Consider the following 25,137-nt stretch of genomic DNA (forward strand, 5'->3'; position numbering starts at 1 on the left):
TGTGTCAGAAAATATTCTTGATATAAATGATCTCAGAACTTCCTTCTTTGTAGAAGGAAATGAAATAAAGGCAGTCGACGGGGTAACATTCCAGGTGCCTAAAGGAAAGACCCTCGGGATCGTCGGTGAATCGGGATCGGGCAAGAGCATCAGTGCCCTGTCCATCCTTCAGCTCATCGAGAACCCTGGCAAGATCGTCGGCGGCAGCATCAACTTCAAGGGTGAGGAGCTCACGGAAGCGAAAAATTCCAGGATGAGGGATATCCGCGGTAACGAAATCTCCATGATCTTCCAGGAGCCGATGACTTCACTCAACCCTGTCTACACGATTGGCCAGCAGCTTCGTGAATCCTATAAGATCCACGAAGGACTCGGCAAGAAGGAAGGGACGAAACGTGCCATCGAAATGCTCGAGCTCGTCGGCATCCCTTCCCCTGAAAAGCGCATCAACCAGTATCCATATGAACTTTCCGGCGGAATGCGGCAGCGTGTCATGATCGCCATGGCACTTGCCTGCAAACCGGAACTGCTCATCGCGGATGAACCGACCACAGCACTCGATGTCACCATACAGGCGCAGATCCTCGAACTGATCAAGGAACTCCAGGATGACATCGGCATGAGCGTCGTCATGATCACCCATGACCTTGGTGTCGTGGCCGAAACCTGCGACTATGTTGCCGTCATGTACTGCGGTAAAGTCGTCGAATATGCAGATGTGGAGACATTGTTCGATAACCCGAAACATCCCTATACGGTAGGGCTGCTCAATTCACTGCCCCGCCATGATGTGGACCAGGACGAACTTGTACCCATTAAAGGGAACGTGCCTGCACCGGATGAAATGCCGACCGGATGCCGATTCGCACCACGCTGTCCGCACGCCTCCGACATATGCAGCAAACTGCCTGAACTCGAAACCCAGGAAGACGGCAACGACGTAAGATGCTGGATCTACACTGAAGAGTGGGACGGCGAGAAGGGAGTAGAAGTCTATGACAGAGAATCCACTACTTAAAGTAGAGAACCTTAAACAATATTTCCCGATCAAAGGCGGACTCTTGGGGCGCACAGTAAACAACGTCAAGGCGGTCGACGATATCTCCTTCACCATCGGCAGGGGCGAAACGGTCTCCGTAGTTGGTGAATCCGGTTGTGGAAAGTCCACTACAGGACGTGCCATCCTGAGGCTTGATGAACCGACTGAAGGGAACATCGAGTTCGATGGCAAGGATGTACTCGGCAAGAGTGCTTCTGAAATGCGCAGCATGAGAAGCGAAATGCAGATCATCTTCCAGGATCCATATGCCTCCCTGAACCCCCGCAAGACTGTCCGCCAGACGCTCAACGAAGCCATGGACATCCATAACATCGTTCCAAAGAAGGAACGCAACGACCGCATCATCGAGCTTATGGAGACGGTCGGTCTGCAAAAGCACCAGATCGACCGCTTCCCCCACGAGTTCTCCGGCGGCCAGAGGCAGCGTATCGGCATCGCCCGTGCACTGTCGGTCAATCCGAAACTCATCATCTGTGATGAAGCAGTCAGTGCCCTTGATGTATCCATCCAGGCACAGGTTCTGAACCTGCTCAAACGTCTGCAGCGTGAGATGGGTCTGACATATCTCTTCATCGCCCATGACCTTGGGGTCGTACGCCACATATCAGACCGCATCATCGTCATGTACCTCGGCAAGATCGTCGAGATCGGTGATACGAAGAGCATTTTCGAGAATCCACAGCACCCTTATACGAAAGCCCTGCTTTCTGCGATACCGGTGCCGGATCCGAAGAAGAAGTCGGAACGGATCTTCCTGCGCGGAGACGTCCCTTCCCCGATCGATCCGCCGACAGGCTGCCGCTTCCACACAAGGTGTCCTTTCGCCACGGACAAGTGCCGTGACGTGGTACCGGAACTGGAAGAGAAGGATGAAATCTACAAAGGCAAGCACAGCGTGGCCTGCCACTATGCACTGGATATCCAGCAGGGCAAGCATAAACCAAAATATAATATGACGGATGTGCGCAAAAGCCTGGGAGATGAAGACACAGATAACCAAAGTGCTGAAAAAGAAGTGGAAAAAACACAGAAATAAAATAAAGCTCCCTCACATTGAGGGAGCTTTATTTATGTCTAGAACACGAGCGCATCCAGCAGGAACCATGCCACCATCAGCACATAGACGACTGCATTGAATACGGCGCTTGATACGAAGGCAAGCAATGAACCGACGGATGCCTTCAATGCCTGGTTGAAGTCCTTCGAATTGATTGCTTCTACAATCAATACCAGTACAAAAGGCACGAAGATGATGCCAAACGGTGGATACAGGAACATCCCGATGACCACCCCGACGATTGCGGCATACTCACCGCGCTTGGTACCCCCGTATCTTTTTACGAAATAGCTGTTTGCGATGAAGTCGCTGAAAAGCACCAGCACCGTCAGGACGAATACGATGATCCAGAACATCCATGACAGGGTCTCGCTGTTGAGTGCAAAGTGGTAGACGAGAAAACCGATCCAGAACATCAATACGGACGGAACGACCGGAAAGACCAGCCCCAAAAATCCGATGATGAACGAAGCGATGACAATGAGCCACCATATGATTTCCATTATATTTCCCCTTTCCTGATTTCACTTCTAGTAAAGAAGAACAGTATGAACGCTAGGAATACGAACGTTCCCGATACAAAGAATGAGTACTCCAATCCTACAACATCACTGGCCATTCCACCAAGCAGGTTGCCCAGAAGCTGGCCGATGATCATCGCATTGGCGAAAAGCGTCGATGCATATCCCGGGAAATCCGGAAGCAGATCCTGGAAATAGCTGATGCCGAGCCCGAGCAGGACTGCGAGGAATATCGCCAGTGGCACTTGTCCGATCACCATTGCTGTGAAATCATTGAAGATGCCGATCGACATGAAATAGAGGCTGCCGAGAAAGGCTCCGAGAATCAACAGAGATTTGGAGCTGATCCTGCCTGCAATCATCCCCATGAATATCATGAAGGGCACTTCAAGGCCGGCACAGAGACTTGACAGTATCCCTACACCGCGCTCCCCTTCCCCGAGGTATTTCGTCACATAGAGCGGCATATTGAGGAGGTACATCCATTGTCCCACATGCAGCATCGTAAACGCTATGAATGGAAGCAGCAGCGCAGGTGTCCTGAGCAGGTTGGGCGCAATCTTTTCCTCATAGCTTTTTATATCAACGGCGCTCTGGGGCACGACCTTCTTCTCTGCGGGACGGATCAGGAAGGACAGTCCCAGTACAAGTATGAACATGATGACAGTACCCGTAAACAGACCGTTGAAACCATAGATCCCGATCAGCACGGAGCCGATCAGCGGGCCGAACAGGAAGCCGAAGGAGAACATCGACCTGAGCACGGTATTCGCAAGGACGGCAATGCTCGACCTGTAGGCGTTTATCGATTCACGTGCTGAAGCATAGAGCTGCGGCATTGCAGGCGCCCCGAGTGATGCGAACAGTATATATGACAAGGCCAGAAGCCAGACATTGCCAATGATGAGATAGCTTGAGAAGGCAATGATCATCATCACCAGGGCGCCGATGATGAGATACTTGCGGTCAAAGGCCATCCGGTCGCTTTTCCTTCCGATGAAAGTGTTCATCATGAAACTTCCAACGGCAACCGTTGCCATGAAAAGTCCGTATGTGGCGGTCGGCATGCCATGCGTCTCCGTCATGAAGATGACAAGGAAGGGAGCTGTGAGTGAGACGGCCATCCCGAGCAGTGTCATGTTCAGCAGGAAGAGGCGATAGTTCTGGATGTGAAAGAGTTCTCTCATTGTCTTAACCATTCTTTCTATACTTTTTAGTCATTAATTTGCATTGACGAACGTCCGCACCAGTGTCAGGAAAGCTTTGACCTGGGGCAGTTCAAGTACGCTTCTGTCGAAGGCGATGTACGTATCGCGGGTGATTGGACGCTCTTCGTAGAGCACTTCATCGATATTGAACTGTGTGCTGTCGAACCCTTCGACCACAATTTCAGGCAGAACGGTCATGCCGATGCCTTCAAGCAGCAGCGCGCGGCATGTCGCAATCTGATCCACCTTGATCTGGGAATCATATTTGCGGTTGAACCGCCGTTCGAAAAACTGCTCGATTTCACTGATGTATATAGGGTCCGCCTGAAACTCTATAATGGGAAGCCGCTTCTCATCATCGGTCGTTTTCGGTGTCACCAGATAATGGCGGTCCACAAACAGCAGTTCATTCTGCTTGTTCAGTATCCGGTTTCCCCGCACGATGCATATATGGAAGTCATTCTGCTCGTTGATGATCTGCTGCGAAGAACCGACCTTGATCTTGATGTTCACATTCGGATAGAGCTTCAGGTACTGGGCCAGTATTTCGGGAAGTATAGTATGGCCGATCAGCGAGGAGACGCCTATGGAGAGGTTTCCCTGTATGGAATTCTGGTTGATGCGTATGTATTCCTTGACCAGCGACTCACGCTCTACGACATTGCGGGCGTGCTCGATGATCTTCTCCCCTTCCCCGGTTACATACAATTCCTTCTTCGTGCGGACGAATATCTTCACTCCCCACTCGTCTTCGATGGATTTCAGACGCTGGCTCACAGCGGGCTGGGAAATGAACAGCTTTTCTGCAGCACGCCGCAGGGTCCGCGTCTCATCCAGTGTGACGAGCAGCTTATAATCATCGACTTTCATTCATTCAACACCCTTTCATCAATAAGAAAATCTTATCACAAATAAATAATTGTACAATCCTTGATTTCGAATAAGTGTAGCGCAAGTACTCTTTGGGTATATGCCTATTGATCAAATCATTGTAATGGGAGGCAATATTACTATGAATGAACAGAACAAACATGAGAAGATCGATGAAAAAATCGAAGGCTATACACTGGAGCGTCAACCCGGCATTGAGGGTGAGATGGACCCCAAGCCGATATTCGAAGACGATGAATACAAAGGCAGCGGCAAACTGAAGGACAAGGTCGCCATCATCACCGGCGGCGATTCCGGCATCGGCCGTGCAGTTGCGGTCGCTTATGCCAAGGAAGGTGCCAATATGGTCATCGCCTATCTGGATGAGCATGACGATGCGAATAAGACGAAGGAAATTGTCGAGTCCTACGGGGTCAAATGTGAAACCTACGCATTTGACGTCAAAAAGAAAGCCGAATGTGAAAAACTCGTTAAGTTCACCATCGACAACTTCGGCAAACTGAACGTGCTGGTCAACCACGCTGGCGTCCAGTATCCAACAGAAGATTTCCTCGATATCGGAGAAGACCAGATCAGAGAAACTTTCGAAACAAACATCTACGGCATCATATTCATGTCCCAGGCAGCACTGCCGTACTTGGACAAGGGTGATGCCATCGTCAACACGACAAGCGTCACCGCCTATAGGGGTTCACCCGGACTCATCGAATATTCCGCAACGAATGGAGCCATCACGTCGTTCACACGCTCGCTGGCAGGCAACCTTGCCTCAAAAGGCATCCGTGTCAACGGCGTTGCTCCCGGTCCGATATATACACCGCTCATCCCTGCAACATTTGATGCGGAGAAAGTCGAACAGCACGGCGGGGAAACACCGCTTGGACGCCGCGGCCAGCCAAGTGAACTTGCCCCAAGCTATGTGATGCTCGCATCGAACGATTCAAGCTATATGACGGGGCAGATCATCCACGTCAATGGCGGAGACTTCATGACCACTTAAACGAAAAACAGTAAGGAGAAAAAATCTCCTTACTGTTTTTTACTGGTCGATTGTCCGTTTACAGTGCTCTGCAAAACGTCTGAAGCAGTCAAAATCCACTTCAATATCCTGCATCAGCTGGTTGGCGACCACATAAGCGTAATCATGCTCCGCTTCAGTGATCTGCCCTCTTTTCACCGCCCGCTTTATATCCCGTTCGTCGACGAGTTCGTAGCGGCCATCGGGCAGAACGAGCACATCAAGATAAATATCCGTCCGCCTGGCGTCGCCAAGCTCCAGTATATGTTCGATATTGATGTCAAAGTAGTACTGCAGCACCTGGCCCCTATCATCATACATGACGGTAAGACTGTAGTTCCCATTCTTCGGCATGATCTGCAGCCATTTGTAGTGATTATCACATACCCGGACCTTCTTATCCAATATCGGCACCGTTAGCGGAGACCGGACCTTATGGATATCAAGCAGTCCGACCAGTATTTCCTCACCTTCATGGTGGATGATTTTTTCCTTGTAGTCAGATCGGAGGAGACGTCTCCATCCTCTCTTATCGAGGTATTTGGTTTTCATCACGTTCATCTCCTTCCCCCAATTATACAAAAATCGGGGAAAGAATGTGAAGGAATAAGGATCTTAAATATTACAGGCTATTCGATGCCGATCATATAGTGTGTATCAGCGGCAGCATTCCTTTCCATTTCAGGACCGAATTGCTGCATGAATGCAGGTGAGTACAACAGCACCTGATCTGCAGCCGCATCCAATTCCCCTTCGTTTAAGGTCTCCATGACTTCAGCGCGGTCGCCATCCCCCAATTCCTCCAATGGATACGCTTCATTCAATTCATCGAATGAAAGGGTCTGATAATCTGAGAAGAAGTCCTCTTTTTCATCATTGGACAGTGAGATTGTATGCATTGTCCGGCTGTCCGTCGCTCCAAGGAAGTCTGCTATATCCTGATCTTTTTCCACTACATCCAGAACCGCAGGGTTATAGATGGATGCCCGGCCCTGGTAATGATTCAATTCGAAGCCGACCGACACATTCACCATCGGAACATTCGTATTGCTGACCAAAGCAGGAATCTGCTCATCAATCCTGGGCGCATGTCTTTGATAGTCCTTGACGAAGTCTGCTATTTCTTCAGAAGAATAAAGGGCCACATAGCCGTTCACGCCAGAAATTTCCATATTTCTTATATCTCCAGCATCGGTGATGTTATAGACGATATCATAGGATGTTGAAAAGCTGCTGCTGTTCAAGGTTTCGAGGAGGGTATCATATTGTGTGTTATTCAGTGTAATCGTTTCGTATCTTCTATTGACGTGATCCCCATCCTTCATCCGGTAGGTGATCTCGAGTGCCTCTCCATCATATTCATTGGTTCTTGGAGCCGACTGCCCGACTGCTGCCTGATGGAGGGAGAGGGTCTGGCCGATGACCTCAGGATCACTGATGAACATATAATCTTCACTCATCCCATCAGCACTGCCTCCACCCCTTCCATACATGCTCGCCCAGTGTGCGTTGATGCTGACACTGTCGACTTCCCCTTCCTCTGGAACATATGATGTATACTGCTGCCAACCGAAGACAAAGAAGATCCAGAAGAGGACTATAGATACTGCAGTGATCACTAGGGAGCGCTTCCTGAACTGTATTTTTGCCGTACCCTGGAAGAACATCTCCTGAACAATATACGAAAATACCGCTCCGATGATGAAGGCCAATATGAAGACGAGCGTCAGCCTAGGCAAAGCGAAGGAAATGGCAAGCCCGAGAAGAAGCATCCCTGAAATCGTGATGAAAGCAACCAGTATATCCCGCACCCAAGTATTGGTGAAAGTATGATGGATATCCTCATTCCGGCTTCTATTGTAGATTACATAGGAGAACACGATCAATATTACGGCCAATAGGGACCATATTATCGTCTTCCATAGTATCAGTCCCTCCATGGCCTGCTGAACAGCAAAAATGGGGAATGTATTGTCCGTGACGACACTAAGCAGTCCCCCTCCACCTGTAGTCGGAGCAGTGACGATCCCATCATAAAGCATGTCTGCCACCGCTACGGTCAGCCCCCAGAAGACAAGGGGCAGAAAGAAGACGATGATGACCAGCTGCATATGGACGAATATGCTGTTCACAAGAAAACCGAGGAAGACAGCCGAAGCAAAGACGACGATCAGTACAAATAGGGTGTAGAAGAACCACTCCACAATCTGAATGAAGGTGATCTCAAAGGCCAGAAAGTACCTTTCGAAAAATAGGATGAGGGCTGTTACGGCAAGCGGCACGATGATATTGATGATTCCGGCAGCTAGTGCATGGGTGAGCAGCCCTCCCCTTCTGATCGGCAGGCTGTGCATGAAATCGACTGAAGCCTCCCTATTTTTGTAGTTGAAGAGGAACATCACCATAAACAGCACATAAAGCATGCCGCCGGCAAGCTGGAAACCAATCATCATATCCAATGGATTTTCCGGCAGGGCTCTCCTGCCGCCCATCATCTCGAAATTGGATGATGCAATCCATAGTGCCAAAGGTTGGATCAGTACATTTCCGATGAGGAACAGTACCGTCAGCCAGAATATTCCACCCATGAAATGATTGAGCAGCGTCCTATTCAACAATGATGTTGCTGATTTCATAGCCTTTTTCCCCCATTTCATAAGCGAATATCTCTTCCAGTGATAAAGGCAGGATATCGTACATCAACGGGTGATATTTCGTCACCTTCTCTTCAATGTGTTTCATATTCCCTTTGATGATGCACGTGATGACCCGTCCCTTCACTTCATGATGGACGACGCCCATCTCCCTGTAAAAGCGTTCATCGGGAAGTGTATTGAAGGCGATCTGCAGCTTGCAGTGAGAGCCTTTGATTTCATTCAGGTCGCGATGGAACAGAAGTTTCCCCTCATGCATGATGGAGACGGAATCACATAAATCCTCCATCTCCCTCAAGTTATGGCTGGATGCGATGACCGTCATGTCATGGTTCGCGATATCCTGCATCATGATGTTTTTCACCTGACGGCGGACGATCGGATCGAGGCCATCGAAAGGTTCATCCAGCAGCAGGACCTTCGGCCGTGCTGAAAATGCCAGGACAAACGATGCCTGACGCTTCATCCCTTTGGATAGCTGCGAAAGCGGCTTCTTTATATCCAGACTGAAATGTTTGGCCAGCTGCACAAAACGTTTCTGTGACCATCTGGGATACATCGACCTGTAGAACCGTCCCATGGACTCCAGCGTGGCACCATTGAAAAAATAGGGGATGTCATTGATGAACAGTACATCATCCTTGATGCCGGGGTGCTCGAATACAGGCGACCCATCGTACAGCACCTCCCCCGCATCCGGTTTATAGATGCCGCTGAGCAGTTTCATGAAAGTGGTCTTTCCTGCACCATTGGAGCCGAGAAGGCCATGGATGGTGCCTGAAGTGACGGTCAATGTCACATCATCGACCGCCTTCTGTCTGCTGAAAGCCTTGTCCAGCTGCCTGGTCTCAAGATTCATCTTCCTCTCCCCTTTCCTTTTCCAAATCTTCGATCAGATTGATGAGCTTCCCTTTGGAGGCACCAAGATAGAGCAGTTCGCTGGTCACCTGTTCAAAATCACGGGTGAGCGACTCGACCTTCCGGTCGTTTTCATGTCCTTCCACACGACCGACGAAGCTTCCTTTGCCAGGCAGGGAGTAGATGTAACCTTCCCTCTCCAGTTCACGGTAGGCCTTCTGAATCGTGTTCGGGTTGATCGTCAATTCCTGTGCAAGACTTCTGACTGAAGGAAGCTTCTCATCCGGCTTTATGACGCCCTGTATGATGAGCTGCTTTACTTTGTCGACAAGCTGTTCGTATATGGGCACACGGCTTTTAAGATCCAAGTTGATCACCAGACTGCCTCCTCCCTACTGTATTAATTATAATAATACAGTTAATATGGATTAAACGCAACAAAAAAACGCCCGAAGGCGTTGATGATCAGAGTGCATAGCCGGAGCCGCCATCTATATTGACAGCGTCCCCGCTGACATATGAAGCAAGGTCGGAACAGAGGAATGTGATGACATTGGCCGCTTCTTCCGTATCCCCGATCCTGCCGAGCGGAATATCATGTTTATCGAGCCTGGAATATTCCTCCCATGTAAGGTCAGGCGCCTCCCTTTTCCATTTTTCTTCTATCTGCTCGCTTCTGATGAGCCCGATGCATACCGTATTCACCCGGATGCCGTACTTACCGAGATCCTTGCTCATCGCTTTCGTCATCGCCATGCCTGCCGCACGGGACACCGACGTCGGCAATGAGGAGGCGGGCGGCGTCTTGCCGAGGACCGCAGTGAGGTTGAGTATCGCTCCGCCCTGCTTTTTCAGATGTGGCAGTGCGGCATTCGATATCCTGACCGCAGCCATCAGTTTGAGGTCGAGATCCTGCTGCCAATCCGAAACAGACACTTCCTCAAATGGTTTTGCGAAGGAGCCGCCGGCATTATTGATGAGCACATCCAGCCGGCCGAACTTTGCAACCGTCTGTTCAACAATCTGCGATGCCGCTGCATCTTCCTTCACATCAGCAACAACATAGTCGACCTCCCCGAACCTGGAAATCTCCTCCTTGGCCTCTTTAAGCCCCGCTTCACCTCTTGCGACGAGCATGACTTTCGCCCCAAGCTTCACCATCTGCTCCGCTGTCTTTCGTCCGATGCCCTTGCTGCTGCCCGTGATGACCGCTACCTTTCCCTCATATCCAAAATCCATTGCTGTTATCCCCCTTTGATTATTCACCCAGGTTGACGTTGTGGTAGATGTTTGAAACATCTTCGAGGTCATCCAATGCCTCGATCAGCTTTTCAAACTGCTCCTGGGTCTCCTCTTCCAATGATACCTCATTCTGCGCAATCATCGTCTGTTCGGCGACTTCATAATCTTCCACGCCCATCTCATCGAGTGCTTCCTTGATTTCATGGAAGGCCTGTGGCGTACCATAGACGACCGTGAAGCCGTTCTCCTCCGTCACATCTTCCACATCGACATCCTTCTCCATCAGCTCCATCATCGTATCCTCCGGATCGAAGCCAGTGAACACAAATACAGACTTCGCATCGAACATATAGCTTACCGCTCCGCTGACACCCATGTTGCCGCCGTTCTTGCCGAAAGCCGCACGCACATCTGAAGCGGTACGGTTCACATTATTCGTCAGTGCATCCACGATGATCATCGTGCCTTCAGGACCGAAGCCTTCATAACGCAGCTCATCGAACGCTTCATCGTCACTGCCCTTCGCCTTGTCGATGGCCTTGTCTATGATGTGCTTCGGCACGGAATAGGTCTTTGCCCGGTCCAGTACAGCCTTCAATGCCTGGTTGCTCTCGGGATTCGGTTCCCCCTTCTTGGCAGCGACATAGATCTCCCGCCCGAATTTCGCATTGACCCGGCTCGTATCCTTATCCTTCTGTGCTTTCTTCTCTTTGATATTATTCCATTTGCGTCCCATTCGTCATCTTCCTTTTTAGCTGGTTTATATCCTCTAATATATCATTTTATATCATTCATCGCCTATTGTTAACGTACTGGTAGAGCCTGAGCAGCCTTTTGATGATGATCAGGAGGTTGATGAAGAGGTTGAAGCCCATTTCCCTCGGCCTGAACTTCTTGTTCTTCATACGGTTGAAGTCATACATCGTAAAGAGGATGTAGAGCACGAGACCCACTATCGTAATCACCAGTGTCATATACGGCAAGTTGATGAAGAAGTTGAGCAGGGAGGCGAATATGAGTATGAGCAATGCAACGAACAGGTACTTCCCCCAATGGGTGATGTCCCTCAGGAAGAAGTAGCCGATGAATCCGAAGAATACGAATACGATGATTCCGAGAAGTACTATACGGTAGAATATATCCGCCCCGAAATCCGCTATGAATGACTCGAACAGGCCGAATGACACCAGGCCGACCAGAAAGGCATAAATATGGCTTATGATCGGGCCGCTATGATTGAACCCCCTGACGAAAAGTGAAAGCATCAGCAGGCCGAACAGCACCATCGAAGCAGTCGGCCGCCATTCCTCCGGCAGATACTGGCCGAAATATGTCCCTATGCCGAAAATCACCCAATAATAAAGAAAATAAAGCCATACCAATCTATAATCATGACGGTCCGCCATTTGAATACCCTCCATTTACTTTGCATTAATACAGTTTCTATACCCCAGATCGCCTAAAACAACCAGAGCAGGTTTCCGTTCCATTACATATAGCTGCAGAATGTATTAGTAATGTTTTAATTATATTACAGTTGTATTACATTGTCCTATTTCCGCCATTTATTTGCTAAGATATGTTCTGTAAACATAGACAGCCAACCTTGGATCTCACATAAACATATATATATAATCTACAAACACAACTCAGGAGGATTACTCACTTATGAAAAAAGTCATTACTGCTTTGACAGCAACAGCAGCCATCACTACATACGGACTTTCAGACGATGCGGAAGCTTCTTCCTACAAAGTTCAAAGTGGCGACACACTTTGGAAGATTGCAAACCAGAACAGCGTATCCGTATCCCAGCTCAAGTCCTGGAACAACCTTTCTTCTGATATGATCTATGTAAATCAGACGATCAAGACCAGCTCAAGCAGCTCTGCAAGCTCCAGCAGTTCTTCTTCAAGCTCTGCAAGCTCCAGCAGTTCAAGCTCTACAAGTGGTACATATACAGTAAAATCCGGCGACACTCTTAGCAAGATTGCAAGAGCGCACGGCATGAACTACAGGACATTGATGAACATAAACAACATTTCTTCCCATCTCATATACCCAGGACAGAAACTGTCCGTAAGCGGAAGCAGCTCAAGCAGTTCTTCAAGCTCAAGCAGCTCTGCAAGCACTAGCACTTCAACAACTCAGAACGTTTCAGCACCGGCACCAACAAGCGTTTCATACGGCACCAACCACTACTACTGGGGCGACTGCACATGGTATGTTTTCGAACGCCGTCAGCAGCTTGGCAAACCGGTCGGCAACAATTGGGGCAACGCATACGACTGGGATAACAGAGCAAGAAGCGCAGGCTACAGAGTCAACAACTCTCCATCCGTCGGTGCAATCATGCAGGCGAATGCATGGACCAACTACGCTTGGGGCCTTGGCCACGTAGCAGTTGTTGAAAGAATCAACTCCAATGGCTCCATCCTCGTTTCCGAAATGAACTTCGGCAGCGGCAAAGGTGTCAAAACCTTCAGGACCATCAGTGCTTCCCAAGTTTCTGGACATAACTTCATCCACTAATAAAGCATTGAATCATAAAAAGAGTGCAGCTCCCTTCCGGGAAGCTGCACTCTTTTTCTATTCCCCGTTGTATGGGCGGTTATGCGATCCCGGGGCTTCATTGTTGATGGTCATCTCCACCTGATATATACGGTTGACCAGTGTATACAGGGGAGCCTGGGTGAGCAGATAGACGGCCCATGGGGATTTTGGCTCGAAGTCATGCAGCGCCATGATGAACTCCTCGCGTCCGGGCAATTCCCTGAACTCCAGGCGGGGTGTCTTGTTCGACATCCGCTTCGACAGGCCGCCGCCCTGTATCCTGTATATTTCCACACCATTATAGCTTCTTTGCGCATCGTATTCCACAACCAGCGCTGGGCTGTCCATCTTCGCAAAACGGATTTTTATGAGGTGTCTGTCGTATTCTACATTGATCAGGTCATACAGGATTTCATTCAGCCACTCAAAATAGTATCTTCCCACATCTCTGATGTGCCAGCCGGCCGGCAGTGGAGCCCTCTGCACACTTCTGACACTGTTGTAGTCGGACGCCTTATACGATAGGGTTTTCCCGTACCTCTTGACGGGTGTCTGGGTAATCTTGACTTCCGTGCCATAGGCACCAAGGACCTCGGCTGTATATTCACTGCTGACTTCATCCGCAACAAAGATGATCTGTTCCACTTCCCTTATCTGGGAGGCACGGGCGATATTGTCTGCCAGAAGTATATAGAGGTCCTCAAACCTGCCCTGTGTCTGACGGTTGAGCCTCATTATCGGATCCTCGAAGAATATCACAATGTCGATCCCCCTCAAAGCCTCTTCCACTTCCGGGAGTATGAACAGATCCTTCTTCAGAAAGGTGACATCGAGATTCTTATCGTCCTGATTGGCGCTCGAGAATGCATAGAGGTTGAATGACCCCTTCAATTCCCTGTAGAGATTCTGGCCGATTCTGCCATTCACACCCATTAATAGGACATTTTTCACTTTATCACTTCCTTAGACAACTTATTTCCCTAAAATGTCTGTTTGAATCCACTCTTTTCATGTGCAGCATAGATTGCAGCAAGCAGCATGATGAGCATCAATCCGATGAACAGGAAGGGGGTCTCGAAATATGTGGCGAATATACCGGAAAGGTAGGATCCCGCCACAGACCCAAGGGAAAAGAATGAATAGAATATTCCATTTGCCTTCCCCCGCTCATGCATCTCCGTATTCTGTCCGATGATCTTGTTCATCGATGGGAAGATGAAGCTGAATCCGATGCCATATATGACCATCGCAGTATAGATGAGGGACACGGTCGGCACGAAATGCAGAAAGATCATTGCTGCCCCCACGATGAATATTCCTGTGGAGACGAGGGCGACCGGACTGTACTTCGAGTATATCCGGTTGACCGGCGTGGCAAAGACCAGGATGGCCACGATGCCAAAGACACTCAGCATGGCTCCTGTCGTCTGGTCAGACAATCCGACTGCTGCCACTTTCAATGGAAGACCGAATGCAAGGGAACCGTTTGAGACCATCAGCGTGAAAGCGGAGATATAGGCGACGATCAGAGAGGGGCGGGTGATGATCTGTCCATAGTTCGTCGCATAATGGATTTCCCGGCTCTGCTCCGTCGTACTCTCCTTCACTGTAATGAAAATCAGCAGGATTCCGAATACGAATATTCCCGACATGACGAGATACACCATCTGATAGCTCGTCTGGCTCGAAATGATGCCGCCGAGTGCAGGCCCGAGTACGGCTGCCGTGCCGATCGAGACGCCCGTCAGGGCCATCGATCTGCCGATGGCTTTCCTTTTCGATATATCTGCCACCAGGCTGAATGCAGCAGGCGTCAGCAGGCCGCTTGAGAATCCGTGCACTACACGGATGAGGATCAGCAGCCCGACAGTGGGCACTATCGTGTACGTAAGCAGTATGACCACCTGCAGCCCCATGCCGAGGAGAAGCATATTCCTGCGTCCGAACTTATCGGAAAAAAAACCTCCAAAAACGTTTCCCACCATGTTGAAAAGGGAATAAATTGCTACTATGATGCCTGCCGTATACTCATCCGCACCGAGTGAAATAGCGAACGGAGTGATGATCGGCAGCTGGACGAACAGATCCAGAAAACAGATGACTATGATTAGGTACAAAAATTTATTCATGACCAGTATCCTTTTTTCTTATTATCGTATCTATCATTATATACAATTTTTCACTTTTGGGGGAATTTGATGGCTCACGCTTTCCTTGGCATACTTGTCGTTCTTTTATTGCTCCAGCTTGGTGCGTTCGCCAGAAAGAAGGGGGAACTCTCGAAAACGCATAAACTGTCACTGGATTGGCCCCTGTATTTATACATATTCACGGTCCTGCTGTCCATCATGTTCATCTTCGCAATCATCTACTATGTCATTTCCTTGAACACACCCATCCTGATCAATGGGACGAGCGGGGAAGAAGTCGTAAACTATACTTTCCTTCAGACACTCTACTACAGTGGGGTAACATTGTTATCTATAGGATACGGGGATTTCACACCCATCGGTCCAGCGCGTTTCCTCTCCATCTTCCAGGCCTTTCTGGGAATCGTCATCCCCACCGTCATATTCATCAAAGAAATTACAAAAGACCGCACGTAGCGGTCTTTTGTGTATCATCCATTCAATTTTCGTTCATATGCATCGATGATGCTGCTGACTGCACCATCCCCCGTGATGTTTGCTGCAGTACCGAAGCTGTCCTGAGCCATATAGAGCGCGATCATGAATGCCACGGCCGCTTCAGTGAAGCCCAGATTCGTCATGAGCACACCACTTGCTGCCATGATTGCACCACCCGGCACACCTGGAGCCGCAATCATTACGACGCCAAGCAGCATGATCGTCCCCAGCATCGTGAAGAAGCCTGGAAGTTCATAGTCCGGCAGAACAGACATGACTGCAATCGAACAGCTGACGATCGTAATTGTACTTCCCGACAGGTGGATATTGGCACAAAGCGGGATGACGAAGTCTGCAATCCTGTTGCGTATGCCATTCTCCTTCGTCTGCCTCAGTGTGACCGGTATCGTCGCAGCACTGCTCATCGTACCCAGCGCTGTAAAGTAGGCGGGCATCATCGTCTTTATCATCTTGAATGGATTTTTTCCGAGCAATGCACCCGCTATCGTATACTGTATGGTGATCCAGACCCAGTGGAGCAGTATCGCCACAAGAAGTACGACACCAAACACGGCAAGCGTGTCAAACACTGTCCCCTGGGATGCCATTCCCGCGAATACCCCTGCAATATAGAAGGGAAGTATTGGAATGACAACCTTTTCAATCAGGAATTCGACGATATTCTTTCCTTCTTCGAACCATTTCTGCATAAGCTCAGAACGCGTGATTGTAATGACGATTCCAAAAGCGAATGCCAGAACGAGCGCTGTAAGGATGTCCATGAGCGGTGCAATTTCAAACTCGAAGAACGGCTCGAGTCCTGCACCTTCCTCGGGGACACTTCCCCCATCAGTGATGCGCGGCATGACCATCATCGCGACCAGATATGCGAGGATGCCGGCACCGAGTGTCGATATGTATGCTGTCCCCAATGTTGCACCGACGACTTTGCCGGATCCCGTACCGATCTTGGATATTCCGTTCGCAATGAAGAACAGGATGATCAATGGGATCATGAAGAATATGAAGCTTCCCAGAATGGACTCCAGAGTGAGCAGCAGCCTGACCAGGAATGCCAGTACCGATTCCATCCCTCCTGATGCATCCACACCATAATACAGTGCACCGACCCCGATACCAACGACGATGCCGGCGATCAGCTTAAGTAGCAGTTTCACTAAAAATTCCCCCTATTTTCATATATTCCATCATTCATCTTACACTATAAACAGAAGGAAAAAAACAAAATTCATGAATGCGCCTTCACCCTGCTCAGCCGAGCACCTTTTCGTAGGCGACATACCAGTCATCCGCGTTGTCATCGAGATGCAGCCTGCCCCTGAATATGTAGCCGTTCTTTTCGAACTGCTTCTGCATCCTTTCATTTTCAAGGGATGTGTCCGTATGGATGGCCCTGGCACCTTCCGCTTCAAGCCGGTCTTCAACTTCCTGCATCATTTTGCGGGCGATGCCCCGTCCCTGTCTTGAAGGATCCACTGCCATCCGATGCATCGCCCTGCTTTCGGTACGCGCAACTTCCCACTCTATTCCGTCATATGGCTCTGGGTGGTCATTATCCACAACGACAAAACCATCCAATATACCATCCTCTTCATATACATAAAGCGACCCGGCCTCCACATCTTTCCTGAAACGGTTCATATCAGGATATTCCTCACTCCATTGGGTATTGCCTGCACCGATCATCAAAGGGACCACCTTCTCCTTTATTTCCACTACCCTCTCCAGATCTTCATATACTGCTTTTCTGATACTCATCTTGAACCTCCTAGTTTTTCTATAATTCACCATTTTCTATTTTCTCATATACACATTATAGTGTATAATATGGTTGAAATGAATACGAAGGGGAATCTTACAATATGTTCAAGTTCGACAAATATACACTGCCCTACCACATTACGAATATGATCTTCTATGCGTTCACCTTGGCGGTTATCGGATTCATCTATGTCTATATCTTCTATCCACCGCTTTCCGATGTCGCCACACAGGAATTCTTCGCCACTTTCGGACTGCGGGAATTCGGCGGCCTGTTCTTCTTCCTGCTGCTGATCATCACACCCCTGCTTGTCCTGTTTGGTGCAGTACACCACTTCTACAGGATCATCACCTACAGAAAATCCAGCCGCACTGCTGCTGAATAGGAAAAGGAGCCCTTTTGGGCTCCTTTTTTCGTCAGTTCATCTATTGTCCACTTTTTCAGGATACAAGTCATGGTTCATCATGCGGTAGTCCGCCATTTCTTCATACTTCGTCCCCGGACGGCCATAGTTGCAGTAGGGGTCGATGGAGATGCCGCCACGCGGGGTGAATTTACCCCATATTTCAATATATTTCGGATCCATCAGCTTGACCAGGTCGTCCATGATCATGTTGACGCTGCTCTCATGGAATCCGCCGTGGTTCCTGTAGCTGAAGAGGTAGAGCTTCAGGGCTTTGCTTTCAACCATTTTGACATCCGGGATATAGCTGATATACAGCGTTGCAAAATCAGGCTGTCCGGTTATCGGACATAGGGTGGTGAACTCCGGACAATTGAATTTGACGAAGTAGTCCCGTCCTGGATATTTGTTGTCAAATGTCTCAAGGACATCCGGGTTGTAGTCAAAATCATATTTTACATTCTGGTTCCCGAGAAGACTCAGGTCCTGTGTATTTTCTTCACTCATCTTTCCTGCTCCTTTTATACATGAAGGCCGCGCGGCCTCCTATGCATCCTAGTTTTTTATAGAGGGTAGCTAAGGGACCTCTATATTGAATTTTCTACTCGCAACCGTCCCTGCCGCAGGATGCCCCTGCGTCTCCACTCATGTCGACGAGCGGCTGCTCTTCCTCATAGGCCTTGTTGACCGCTTCAAGAAAAGCCTCTGGAGGCTGTGCACCGGACACACCATACTTCCGGTTTATGACAAAGAACGGTACGCCCTGGGCACCCAGCCGTGTGGCTTCATTCTGATCTGAGATGACTGCTTCCTTATAGTCATTTGAGGCGAGCTTCTGCTCCACCGTCCCACGGTTCATGCCGAGGGTCTCGGCAATGTCTAGGAGCACTTCTGCATCAGCGACATTGCTGCCCTCTGTGAAGTATGCATGATACAGATGCTCAAGAGCTTCGCCGTCCTTCCCTTCACCTTCCGCCATCTTGATCAGACGGTGGGCGTCCATCGTATTGGAGGGGATGACCGCATCCAGATTGAATTCGAGTCCGGCGGCTTCTGCTGCTCCGCTGACCTGCCTGTTCATCTCTTTTGCCTCTTCAAGGCTCTTTCCGTACTTTTTGGCCAGCAGTTCAGCCATGCTTGCGTCGGGTGCCATCGGTGCCGAAGGGTCGAGGCGGAAGCTTTTATGGATGACGTCCACCTCATCTTTCCCGCTGAACTGCTCAAGTCCCGCTTCAAAATTACGCTTTCCTATATAGCAGAACGGACATCCGATATCAGACCAGATTTCAATTTCCATAATCCTGCCTCCTTCACTGAATAAATCCTATTCATAGTATAACATTTCAAGGAGCTGTCATCTCCCGTCAGACGCCCTGTTTATTGCTCCACAGCAGTGTATGAAGCTGCGGCAGCACTTTCGCATCATTCATGCGCGGGTCCGCCATGGCCATGTCGACAAGCCACTCATAGCGTTCCAGCAGTTTGAATGTATGGCCTTCAACATTGTCCCCCAAATAGGGGTTGCCGACCTGGAGATAGAAGTCCACATGCGGATATTTCCCATGGACATCCGCTGCATACTCGAAATCCTTTTCATCGAAGACGACGACTTTGAGGTTGTAGTGGGCAGTACCTTCATCCAGACCGGCCATCACACGTTCCAGCTTTCTGAAGTCGGTATCCATCCCGGAACTTGGCGGTTTGGGGCTGATCGTCACATCATCGATTACAGCAAGCCATTCCTGGAACATCGTCCCCTGCGTTTCCACAGCCAGCTTGATGCCGCGCGCCTTCGCCTTCTCCACAAAGTCCTGCATATTTTTCAGCAGTGCAGGGTTTCCTCCGGATATGGTCACATGATTATAGTTGCCAGGCGCAAGATCATCCAACGCCGCCAATATATCATCGCCATCCATCATACGGATCTTGTCCTTCTGGCTGCCATCCCATGTGAAGGCGGAATCGCACCAGCTGCAGCTGTAGTCGCAGCCGGCAGTTCTGACGAACATGGTCTTCTGGCCGATGACTGCACCTTCCCCCTGGAAGGTCGGACCGAAAATCTCTAGTACAGGCACTTTCATCAGTTCCGACGCTCCTTGGGACGATAGATCACGTAGCTTGTCGGCGTCTCCCTCAGGTAGACCTGCAGGCAGACTGGCCGGTTGTCCAGTCCATCGACAAATTCCGCCACCATATCGTATATCGTCTCCGCCATGGTCTCCGTAGTCGGCGGGCGTTCCTGGAACCGCTCGTGTTCATTGAGCAGTGTATGGTCGAATGCATCGCTGATCAGGGATTTGAGCGACGAAAAGTTGACCAGGAATCCGAGGTCGTCAAGTTCATCACCGGCAATCGTGATGTTGACGAAGTAGGTATGACCGTGGACATTGCTGCATTTTCCAGCACGGTCATCAGGTATAAAGTGTGCTGCGGAGAAGTTCAAATCTTTGTTGAGTTCAAATCTATAATCATGATCGGGCGTTTTATAGCTCATCATTGTCACTCCTTTTCATTCAGATATGCCTGCAGTCCATCGTTCCTCAGCCTGCATGCCGGGCATTCGCCACACCCGTCTCCAATGACGCCCTCATAGCACGTCAAAGTTCTGTTCCTTATATAGTCGAGCTGTCCATATTCATCGGCCAGTGCCCATGTCTGTTTCTTGTCGAGCCACATCAGAGGTGTTTCGATGACAAAGTTCCGGTCCATCGCAAGATTGGCAGTGACATTCATCGATTTGACGAAAATATCCCGGCAGTCCGGATAGCCGCTGAAGTCCGTCTCGCACACACCTGTAATGATCGTACCGGCTCCTGTCTGGTAGCCGAGGGCGGTGGCGAAGGACAGGAAGAGCATGTTTCGCGCTGGTACGAATGTGTTGGGCACGCCCTCATCCTCCGACTGGGTGATGTCCATGCCATGCTCGGTCAGTGCATTCGGGCTCAGCTGCCCAAGCAGCGACATATCAAGCACATGATGCTTGAGCCCCTGTTCCTCGGCAATGCTTTTTGCCACTTCAATCTCTTTGCTGTGGCGCTGTCCGTAATCAAATGTCACCAGTTCCACAGTTCTGTAATTTGCCAGAGCATGGAACATGCATGTCGTACTGTCCTGTCCGCCGGAGAAAACGACGAGCGCTTTGTTTCTGTCCATTCTTCATCTACCTCTCATCATTCGATATCCAATTATATGATTTTACCAATTTTTAAGGTGAATTTCCACTCTCCAAACCTTTTATTCCTCATCCTTCAGGCTGAAAGTTGTGTTTATCATTATACTTTTTAGGCTATGAAACTATATCTCGATTTAAAGAAGAACAGGAGAGATTGATAATGGCAAACCTGGAAGAGATTTTTAAAGCGCAGGAAAAATATTATGATACAGGCAATCAGATAAAAGGCGACACCGGCAAGTACGGGATGGTCGCAAGTGCCATCAAGGAGGCCACCCATGCCGGCAACCAGATGCTTGATCAGGGCGGCAATGCATTCGATGCACTCATTGCAGTGCAGCTCTCACTGGCAGTTGTTGAAGGTATGAATACCGGCATCGGCGCAGGCGGTTTCATCGTGTGCCACGAAGAGGAGAAGAATGAAACCAAAGTCATCAACGCACATTCGCGGGCGCCGGCGGAACTGGAACCGGAATGTTTCGTATATGACAACGGCGAAGTGATTCCATTCGACAAACGTTCTACCCATGGCAGTTCGGTTGGTGTGCCGGGCATAATGAAGGGGCTCAAGCATCTGCATGAAAATTATGCCACCCTGCCCCTTGAAACATTGATTGCGCCTGCAATCGAACTTGCCGAATCTGATTTCCGTGTGAACTCTTTATGGGAACGTACACTCCACCTTTTCGATCATCGCCTCGGGGAAGAGGCACGCAAGAAATTCATGCCGGATGGCAAGCCGCTCAGGGAAGGCGACACCATCGTCCAGCCTGAACTTGCGAAAACTTTGAAGATCATCAGGGACGAAGGTTTCGATTCCGTATATGAAGGGGAGATTGCAGATGCCATCGTAGAAGCCGTCCAAGACCAGGGCGGAGTCATGACCCACCAGGATCTCATCAACTACCATGTCAAAATTGAAGAACCATTATGGAGCCGCTACAGAGGTTACGACATTGCGACACCTGCGCCACCAAGCGGCGGCGGCATCGCAGTGGCCCAGCAGTTGAAAATACTTGAAAATCTCGACATTTCACAATATGATCCGCATTCCGTTGAAAAATACCATCTGCTTGCACAGACGATGCAGCTTGCACTCGCGGATAAGAATACGCATATCGGTGATGCAGACTTCCACGAACTCCCGATGGATGGCCTGATGGATGAGGAGTATATAACAGAACGCATTCAGCTGATCTCCGAAGAAAACAACGCCAGAACTTATGAAGCGGGAGACCCTTGGAAATATCAGCCAGGCAGGGACGGTACGATTGAAACCGACAGATATGCAGGCAACGAAGGCATGGAGACGACCCATTTCACTGCAGTGGACCAATGGGGCAATGTCGCTTCCTGCACATCTTCCATAGAACGGATCTATGGCTCAGGCATCATGGTGCCCGGCTACGGGTTCATCATGAACAACGACCTTACAGACTTCGAAGCTGAGCCGGGACAGGTCAATGAACCGAACGGCCATAAGTATCCGACAAGCTCCAAATGTCCAACGATACTGTTCCACGAAGGGAAGCCGTTCTTCACACTCGGCTCCCCTGGCGCGCAGACCATCGTCGCCTCCGTCGCCCAGACGATCATCAACATCATAGACTACAACATGTCGCTCGATGAAGCGATCAGGGATCCGAGGATCTATGTGACCCGTGACCTCGAAACACAGTGGGAGGACGGCCTCGAAAAAGAGGTTCTTGAATCACTCAAGAAGCTCGGCTACTCTTTCGACCAGTCGTTCAGGGAGCAGACTGCGGACACCCGCCTCGGCGATGTACAGGCGATCATGATCGACCAGACGAACGGCCATAAGCTCTATGGTGCAGCCGACTCGCCGCGCCCGGGCGGTGCAGAAGGCCTGTAGCAATGAATTGAATAATTATTGACAGGTGTAAAAAGTCCTTTCAAATGCATTGTTTAATTGATATAATAAACAATTGCATGAAAGGACTTTTATTCCATGCAACTATCAGGTATATCCTGCAAATATAATTGATAGGTGGAAAAGACAATGAAATATCAAGTTTTACTCTATTACTACTACACAGACATTGAAGATCCCGAGGGATTCTCATCGGAGCACCTTGAGCTGTGCAAAAGCATGAACCTCAAAGGGCGCATCCTGGTCGCGAACGAAGGTATAAACGGCACCGTATCCGGCACCGTGGAAGATACCGAAAAGTATATGGAATACATGAAGAATCATCCACTTTTCGATGGCATCGTGTTCAAGATCGATCCGTCTGAAGGCCACACCTTCAAGAAGATGCATGTACGTCCCCGTCCTGAGCTCGTCAACCTCAGCCTTGAGGATGACATCAATCCCCGTGAAATGACGGGTGAATACCTCGAACCAAAGGATTTCTATGCGCAGATGCAAGACGAAAATACGATTGTCCTCGATGCAAGGAACACTTATGAGTATGATGTCGGCCATTTCCGTGGCGCCATCCGTCCGGATGTGGAGACATTCCGGGAACTTCCGGAATGGGTGAGGGAGAACCGCGATATGCTCGAAGGCAAACGCATCCTGACATACTGCACCGGCGGCATACGCTGCGAGAAGTTTTCAGGCTGGCTCAAGCGTGAAGGATTTGAAGATGTCGGACAGCTCCATGGCGGCATCGCAACATACGGCAAAGACCCTGAAGTCAAAGGGCAGAACTGGGATGGCATGATGTATGTCTTCGATGAAAGGTTGACCGTACCCGTAAATCAGGTGGAACACAATGTCGTCGGCAGAGATCATTTCAACGGCACACCATGCGAACGCTACATCAACTGTGCAAATCCGGAATGCAACGACCAGATCCTCGCTTCGGAAGAAAATGAAGCGAAGCACCTTGGCGGCTGCTCGCTGGAATGTACAAAGCACCCCAGAAACAGATATGTCATTGAAAATGATCTGTCGGCAGAAGAAGTGGATGCACAGATAAAAGTGCTCGAAGAAGAAGCATACGCTAAATAAAAGAGGACCCCTCATCCAATCTATGTTGGATGAGGGGTCTTTTCATCAGAATTTGACGATGACGCGGCCACGGACCCGCCCTTTAAGGATATCCCGCAAAGTACCCGGGAGCTCCTCGAGTGATACTTCATGGGAGATATGCGTTTCCAGGGCAGAAGGTTTCAGTTCGCCAGCGAGGCTCTCCCAGACCTTTTTTCTCGGCTCCATCGGATATTTGACGGAATCGATCCCGAGCCAGTTTATTGCCCGGGAAATGAATGGAAGGACGGTGGTCTCCACTTCTATGCCGCCAGCGAGTCCGCACGTGGCGACTGAACCACCATAATCGAGGCTGCTCAATATATACTGCAGTGTCTTGCCGCCAACCGGGTCGATGGCTGCCTGCCATTGCCGCTTCCGGGTGGACTTCCCGTCGGTGTCGGTCACTTCATCCCGGTGGATGACTTTGGCTGCCCCGAGGGATTTCAGATATTCAGCCTCTTCTGTCCGACCTGTGCTTGCCACGACCTCATATCCCTTATCCGCGAGCATATTGATGGCAAGACTGCCGACCCCGCCGCTTGCGCCGTCGACGAGCACCTTTCCACTCCCGGGCTCAAGTCCATTCTCCTCAAGCCTCTTTACACACAGTGCGGCCGTGAAACCTGCGGTGCCGAGTTCCATCGATTCCTTGAGCGTCAGTCCTTCAGGCAGGGGGACGACCCATTCCGCAGGAATCCTGGCGACTTCACTGAAACCGCCGCTGTGCCGCGTACCGATATAGTAGCTGGTGGCGATCACTTCGTCCCCTTCCTGAAAACGTTCATCTTCAGATGAAATCACCGTACCTGCAAGGTCGATTCCCGGTACAAGCGGGAACGTCTCGGCAATGCTGCCCGTCACTGCGACCATGCCATCCTTATAGTTCACACTTGAATATGCAACTTTGATCGTCACTTCCCCTTCAGACAGATCCTCCATGCCGATCTCCTTGATATCCATCGTTGTACCCTCATCCGCCTTGTCTATGACCAATGCCTTGAATCGTTCCATATGTAGCCTCCTCATAAAATGATGAATCTTCAATATTTCACTATACCCATTTATGGAAAATTTATGTGTGCAGTCCGTAAA

General features: G+C 49.7%; 28 protein-coding genes. 8 read left to right on the forward strand and 20 right to left on the reverse strand.

Going from position 1 to position 25,137, the window contains the following annotated elements:
- The first annotated feature begins 1 nt into the window (after nucleotide 1).
- Nucleotides 2-1,018 carry an ABC transporter ATP-binding protein gene (locus tag EDC33_RS06785; protein ID WP_094906751.1) on the forward strand — a complete coding sequence of 339 codons (1,017 nt, stop codon included), beginning with the start codon at nucleotides 2-4 and terminating at the stop codon, nucleotides 1,016-1,018.
- The gene (locus tag EDC33_RS06790) at nucleotides 996-2,096 is read left to right on the forward strand and encodes an ABC transporter ATP-binding protein (protein WP_124010594.1); all 1,101 of its coding nucleotides are present in this window, start codon (nucleotides 996-998) and stop codon (nucleotides 2,094-2,096) included. Before EDC33_RS06785 ends, EDC33_RS06790 begins: the two co-directional genes overlap by 23 nt.
- 38 nt (nucleotides 2,097-2,134) lie before the next feature.
- On the opposite strand, the gene EDC33_RS06795 is transcribed toward EDC33_RS06790, so the two are convergent.
- Genes EDC33_RS06795 through EDC33_RS06805 form a run of 3 tightly spaced genes read right to left on the reverse strand, consistent with a single transcriptional unit; the run spans nucleotide 2,135 to nucleotide 4,716 of the window.
- Nucleotides 2,135-2,620, reverse strand: a complete 486-nt coding sequence (locus EDC33_RS06795) for a DUF456 domain-containing protein (RefSeq protein WP_040105172.1) — start codon at nucleotides 2,618-2,620, stop codon at nucleotides 2,135-2,137.
- Nucleotides 2,620-3,825, reverse strand: coding sequence for an MFS transporter (locus EDC33_RS06800; protein WP_094906754.1), 1,206 nt, complete (start codon nucleotides 3,823-3,825; stop codon nucleotides 2,620-2,622). The genes EDC33_RS06795 and EDC33_RS06800 overlap by 1 nt, the downstream gene beginning before the upstream one ends.
- Before the next feature lie 33 nt (nucleotides 3,826-3,858).
- Nucleotides 3,859-4,716, reverse strand: coding sequence for a LysR family transcriptional regulator (locus tag EDC33_RS06805; protein ID WP_094906755.1), 858 nt, complete (start codon nucleotides 4,714-4,716; stop codon nucleotides 3,859-3,861).
- A gap of 142 nt (nucleotides 4,717-4,858) precedes the next feature.
- On the opposite strand from EDC33_RS06805, the gene EDC33_RS06810 reads away from it, so the two are divergent.
- On the forward strand, nucleotides 4,859-5,737 hold the full coding sequence (locus EDC33_RS06810) for an SDR family oxidoreductase (protein WP_052443641.1): 879 nt from the start codon (nucleotides 4,859-4,861) through the stop codon (nucleotides 5,735-5,737).
- 39 nt (nucleotides 5,738-5,776) lie between these two features.
- Here the strand turns inward: EDC33_RS06810 and EDC33_RS06815 are convergent, their stop codons facing one another.
- The 7 genes from EDC33_RS06815 to EDC33_RS06845 all read right to left on the reverse strand — a co-directional run bounded on the left by EDC33_RS06815 (nucleotide 5,777) and on the right by EDC33_RS06845 (nucleotide 11,915).
- Complete coding sequence (locus EDC33_RS06815) at nucleotides 5,777-6,307, reverse strand: ribonuclease FAU-1 family protein (protein ID WP_040105175.1); 531 nt, start codon at nucleotides 6,305-6,307, stop codon at nucleotides 5,777-5,779.
- A 77-nt stretch (nucleotides 6,308-6,384) separates the two neighbouring features.
- Nucleotides 6,385-8,391, reverse strand: a complete 2,007-nt coding sequence (locus tag EDC33_RS06820; RefSeq protein WP_124010595.1) for an ABC transporter permease — start codon at nucleotides 8,389-8,391, stop codon at nucleotides 6,385-6,387.
- The gene (locus EDC33_RS06825; protein ID WP_124010596.1) at nucleotides 8,363-9,268 is read right to left on the reverse strand and encodes an ABC transporter ATP-binding protein; all 906 of its coding nucleotides are present in this window, start codon (nucleotides 9,266-9,268) and stop codon (nucleotides 8,363-8,365) included. The genes EDC33_RS06820 and EDC33_RS06825 overlap by 29 nt, the downstream gene beginning before the upstream one ends.
- Entirely contained in the window at nucleotides 9,258-9,644 is a 387-nt protein-coding gene (locus EDC33_RS06830; protein WP_040105178.1) for a GntR family transcriptional regulator, read from the reverse strand. Before EDC33_RS06830 ends, EDC33_RS06825 begins: the two co-directional genes overlap by 11 nt.
- An 88-nt stretch (nucleotides 9,645-9,732) precedes the next feature.
- On the reverse strand, nucleotides 9,733-10,506 hold the full coding sequence (locus EDC33_RS06835; RefSeq protein WP_124010597.1) for an SDR family NAD(P)-dependent oxidoreductase: 774 nt from the start codon (nucleotides 10,504-10,506) through the stop codon (nucleotides 9,733-9,735).
- Between the two features lie 19 nt (nucleotides 10,507-10,525).
- On the reverse strand, nucleotides 10,526-11,245 hold the full coding sequence (locus tag EDC33_RS06840) for a YebC/PmpR family DNA-binding transcriptional regulator (protein ID WP_040105180.1): 720 nt from the start codon (nucleotides 11,243-11,245) through the stop codon (nucleotides 10,526-10,528).
- Nucleotides 11,246-11,300: 55 nt separating this feature from the next.
- Nucleotides 11,301-11,915: a Bax inhibitor-1/YccA family protein gene (locus tag EDC33_RS06845; RefSeq protein ID WP_094906761.1), complete on the reverse strand. Its 615-nt coding sequence runs from the start codon at nucleotides 11,913-11,915 to the stop codon at nucleotides 11,301-11,303.
- Between the two features lie 262 nt (nucleotides 11,916-12,177).
- On the opposite strand from EDC33_RS06845, the gene EDC33_RS06850 reads away from it, so the two are divergent.
- Complete coding sequence (locus EDC33_RS06850) at nucleotides 12,178-13,041, forward strand: CHAP domain-containing protein (protein ID WP_124010598.1); 864 nt, start codon at nucleotides 12,178-12,180, stop codon at nucleotides 13,039-13,041.
- 57 nt (nucleotides 13,042-13,098) lie between these two features.
- On the opposite strand, the gene EDC33_RS06855 is transcribed toward EDC33_RS06850, so the two are convergent.
- Both EDC33_RS06855 and EDC33_RS06860 read right to left on the reverse strand, forming a co-directional pair.
- Nucleotides 13,099-14,013, reverse strand: coding sequence for a Rossmann-fold NAD(P)-binding domain-containing protein (locus EDC33_RS06855; protein WP_094906763.1), 915 nt, complete (start codon nucleotides 14,011-14,013; stop codon nucleotides 13,099-13,101).
- A 29-nt stretch (nucleotides 14,014-14,042) separates the two neighbouring features.
- Entirely contained in the window at nucleotides 14,043-15,191 is a 1,149-nt protein-coding gene (locus EDC33_RS06860) for an MFS transporter (protein ID WP_124010599.1), read from the reverse strand.
- Between the two features lie 69 nt (nucleotides 15,192-15,260).
- On the opposite strand from EDC33_RS06860, the gene EDC33_RS06865 reads away from it, so the two are divergent.
- Entirely contained in the window at nucleotides 15,261-15,668 is a 408-nt protein-coding gene (locus EDC33_RS06865) for a potassium channel family protein (protein WP_124010600.1), read from the forward strand.
- Between the two features lie 14 nt (nucleotides 15,669-15,682).
- Here EDC33_RS06865 and EDC33_RS06870 read toward each other — a convergent pair whose 3' ends face one another.
- Complete coding sequence (locus EDC33_RS06870; RefSeq protein ID WP_094906766.1) at nucleotides 15,683-16,867, reverse strand: dicarboxylate/amino acid:cation symporter; 1,185 nt, start codon at nucleotides 16,865-16,867, stop codon at nucleotides 15,683-15,685.
- Nucleotides 16,868-16,961: 94 nt separating this feature from the next.
- Nucleotides 16,962-17,468, reverse strand: coding sequence for a GNAT family N-acetyltransferase (locus EDC33_RS06875; protein ID WP_124010601.1), 507 nt, complete (start codon nucleotides 17,466-17,468; stop codon nucleotides 16,962-16,964).
- 104 nt (nucleotides 17,469-17,572) lie between these two features.
- On the opposite strand from EDC33_RS06875, the gene EDC33_RS06880 reads away from it, so the two are divergent.
- Nucleotides 17,573-17,857 carry a hypothetical protein gene (locus EDC33_RS06880; protein ID WP_094906768.1) on the forward strand — a complete coding sequence of 95 codons (285 nt, stop codon included), beginning with the start codon at nucleotides 17,573-17,575 and terminating at the stop codon, nucleotides 17,855-17,857.
- 36 nt (nucleotides 17,858-17,893) lie between these two features.
- Here EDC33_RS06880 and queF read toward each other — a convergent pair whose 3' ends face one another.
- From queF to queC, 5 genes are all read right to left on the reverse strand, one after another.
- A complete protein-coding gene (gene queF, locus EDC33_RS06885) occupies nucleotides 17,894-18,382 on the reverse strand; it encodes a preQ(1) synthase (protein ID WP_094906769.1) in 489 nt (162 codons plus the stop codon).
- Between the two features lie 94 nt (nucleotides 18,383-18,476).
- Nucleotides 18,477-19,172, reverse strand: a complete 696-nt coding sequence (locus EDC33_RS06890) for a DsbA family oxidoreductase (RefSeq protein ID WP_124010602.1) — start codon at nucleotides 19,170-19,172, stop codon at nucleotides 18,477-18,479.
- Between the two features lie 67 nt (nucleotides 19,173-19,239).
- Nucleotides 19,240-19,959 (reverse strand): 7-carboxy-7-deazaguanine synthase QueE, encoded by a 720-nt coding sequence (gene queE, locus EDC33_RS06895; protein WP_124010603.1) that lies wholly within the window; start codon nucleotides 19,957-19,959, stop codon nucleotides 19,240-19,242.
- Nucleotides 19,956-20,369 carry a 6-carboxytetrahydropterin synthase QueD gene (gene queD, locus EDC33_RS06900; protein ID WP_228311059.1) on the reverse strand — a complete coding sequence of 138 codons (414 nt, stop codon included), beginning with the start codon at nucleotides 20,367-20,369 and terminating at the stop codon, nucleotides 19,956-19,958. Before queD ends, queE begins: the two co-directional genes overlap by 4 nt.
- 5 nt (nucleotides 20,370-20,374) lie before the next feature.
- The gene (gene queC, locus EDC33_RS06905; protein ID WP_094906773.1) at nucleotides 20,375-21,028 is read right to left on the reverse strand and encodes a 7-cyano-7-deazaguanine synthase QueC; all 654 of its coding nucleotides are present in this window, start codon (nucleotides 21,026-21,028) and stop codon (nucleotides 20,375-20,377) included.
- Nucleotides 21,029-21,207: 179 nt separating this feature from the next.
- Here queC and ggt point away from each other — a divergent pair, with 179 nt between their 5' ends.
- Nucleotides 21,208-22,920: a gamma-glutamyltransferase gene (gene ggt, locus EDC33_RS06910; protein WP_124010604.1), complete on the forward strand. Its 1,713-nt coding sequence runs from the start codon at nucleotides 21,208-21,210 to the stop codon at nucleotides 22,918-22,920.
- Between the two features lie 147 nt (nucleotides 22,921-23,067).
- Entirely contained in the window at nucleotides 23,068-24,024 is a 957-nt protein-coding gene (gene trhO, locus EDC33_RS06915; RefSeq protein WP_124010605.1) for an oxygen-dependent tRNA uridine(34) hydroxylase TrhO, read from the forward strand.
- 45 nt (nucleotides 24,025-24,069) lie between these two features.
- On the opposite strand, the gene EDC33_RS06920 is transcribed toward trhO, so the two are convergent.
- Nucleotides 24,070-25,056 (reverse strand): acrylyl-CoA reductase family protein, encoded by a 987-nt coding sequence (locus tag EDC33_RS06920; RefSeq protein ID WP_124010606.1) that lies wholly within the window; start codon nucleotides 25,054-25,056, stop codon nucleotides 24,070-24,072.
- Between the last annotated feature and the right edge of the window lie 81 nt (nucleotides 25,057-25,137).

This window comes from Salinicoccus roseus, from assembly GCF_003814515.1.
Lineage (GTDB): Bacteria > Bacillota > Bacilli > Staphylococcales > Salinicoccaceae > Salinicoccus > Salinicoccus roseus.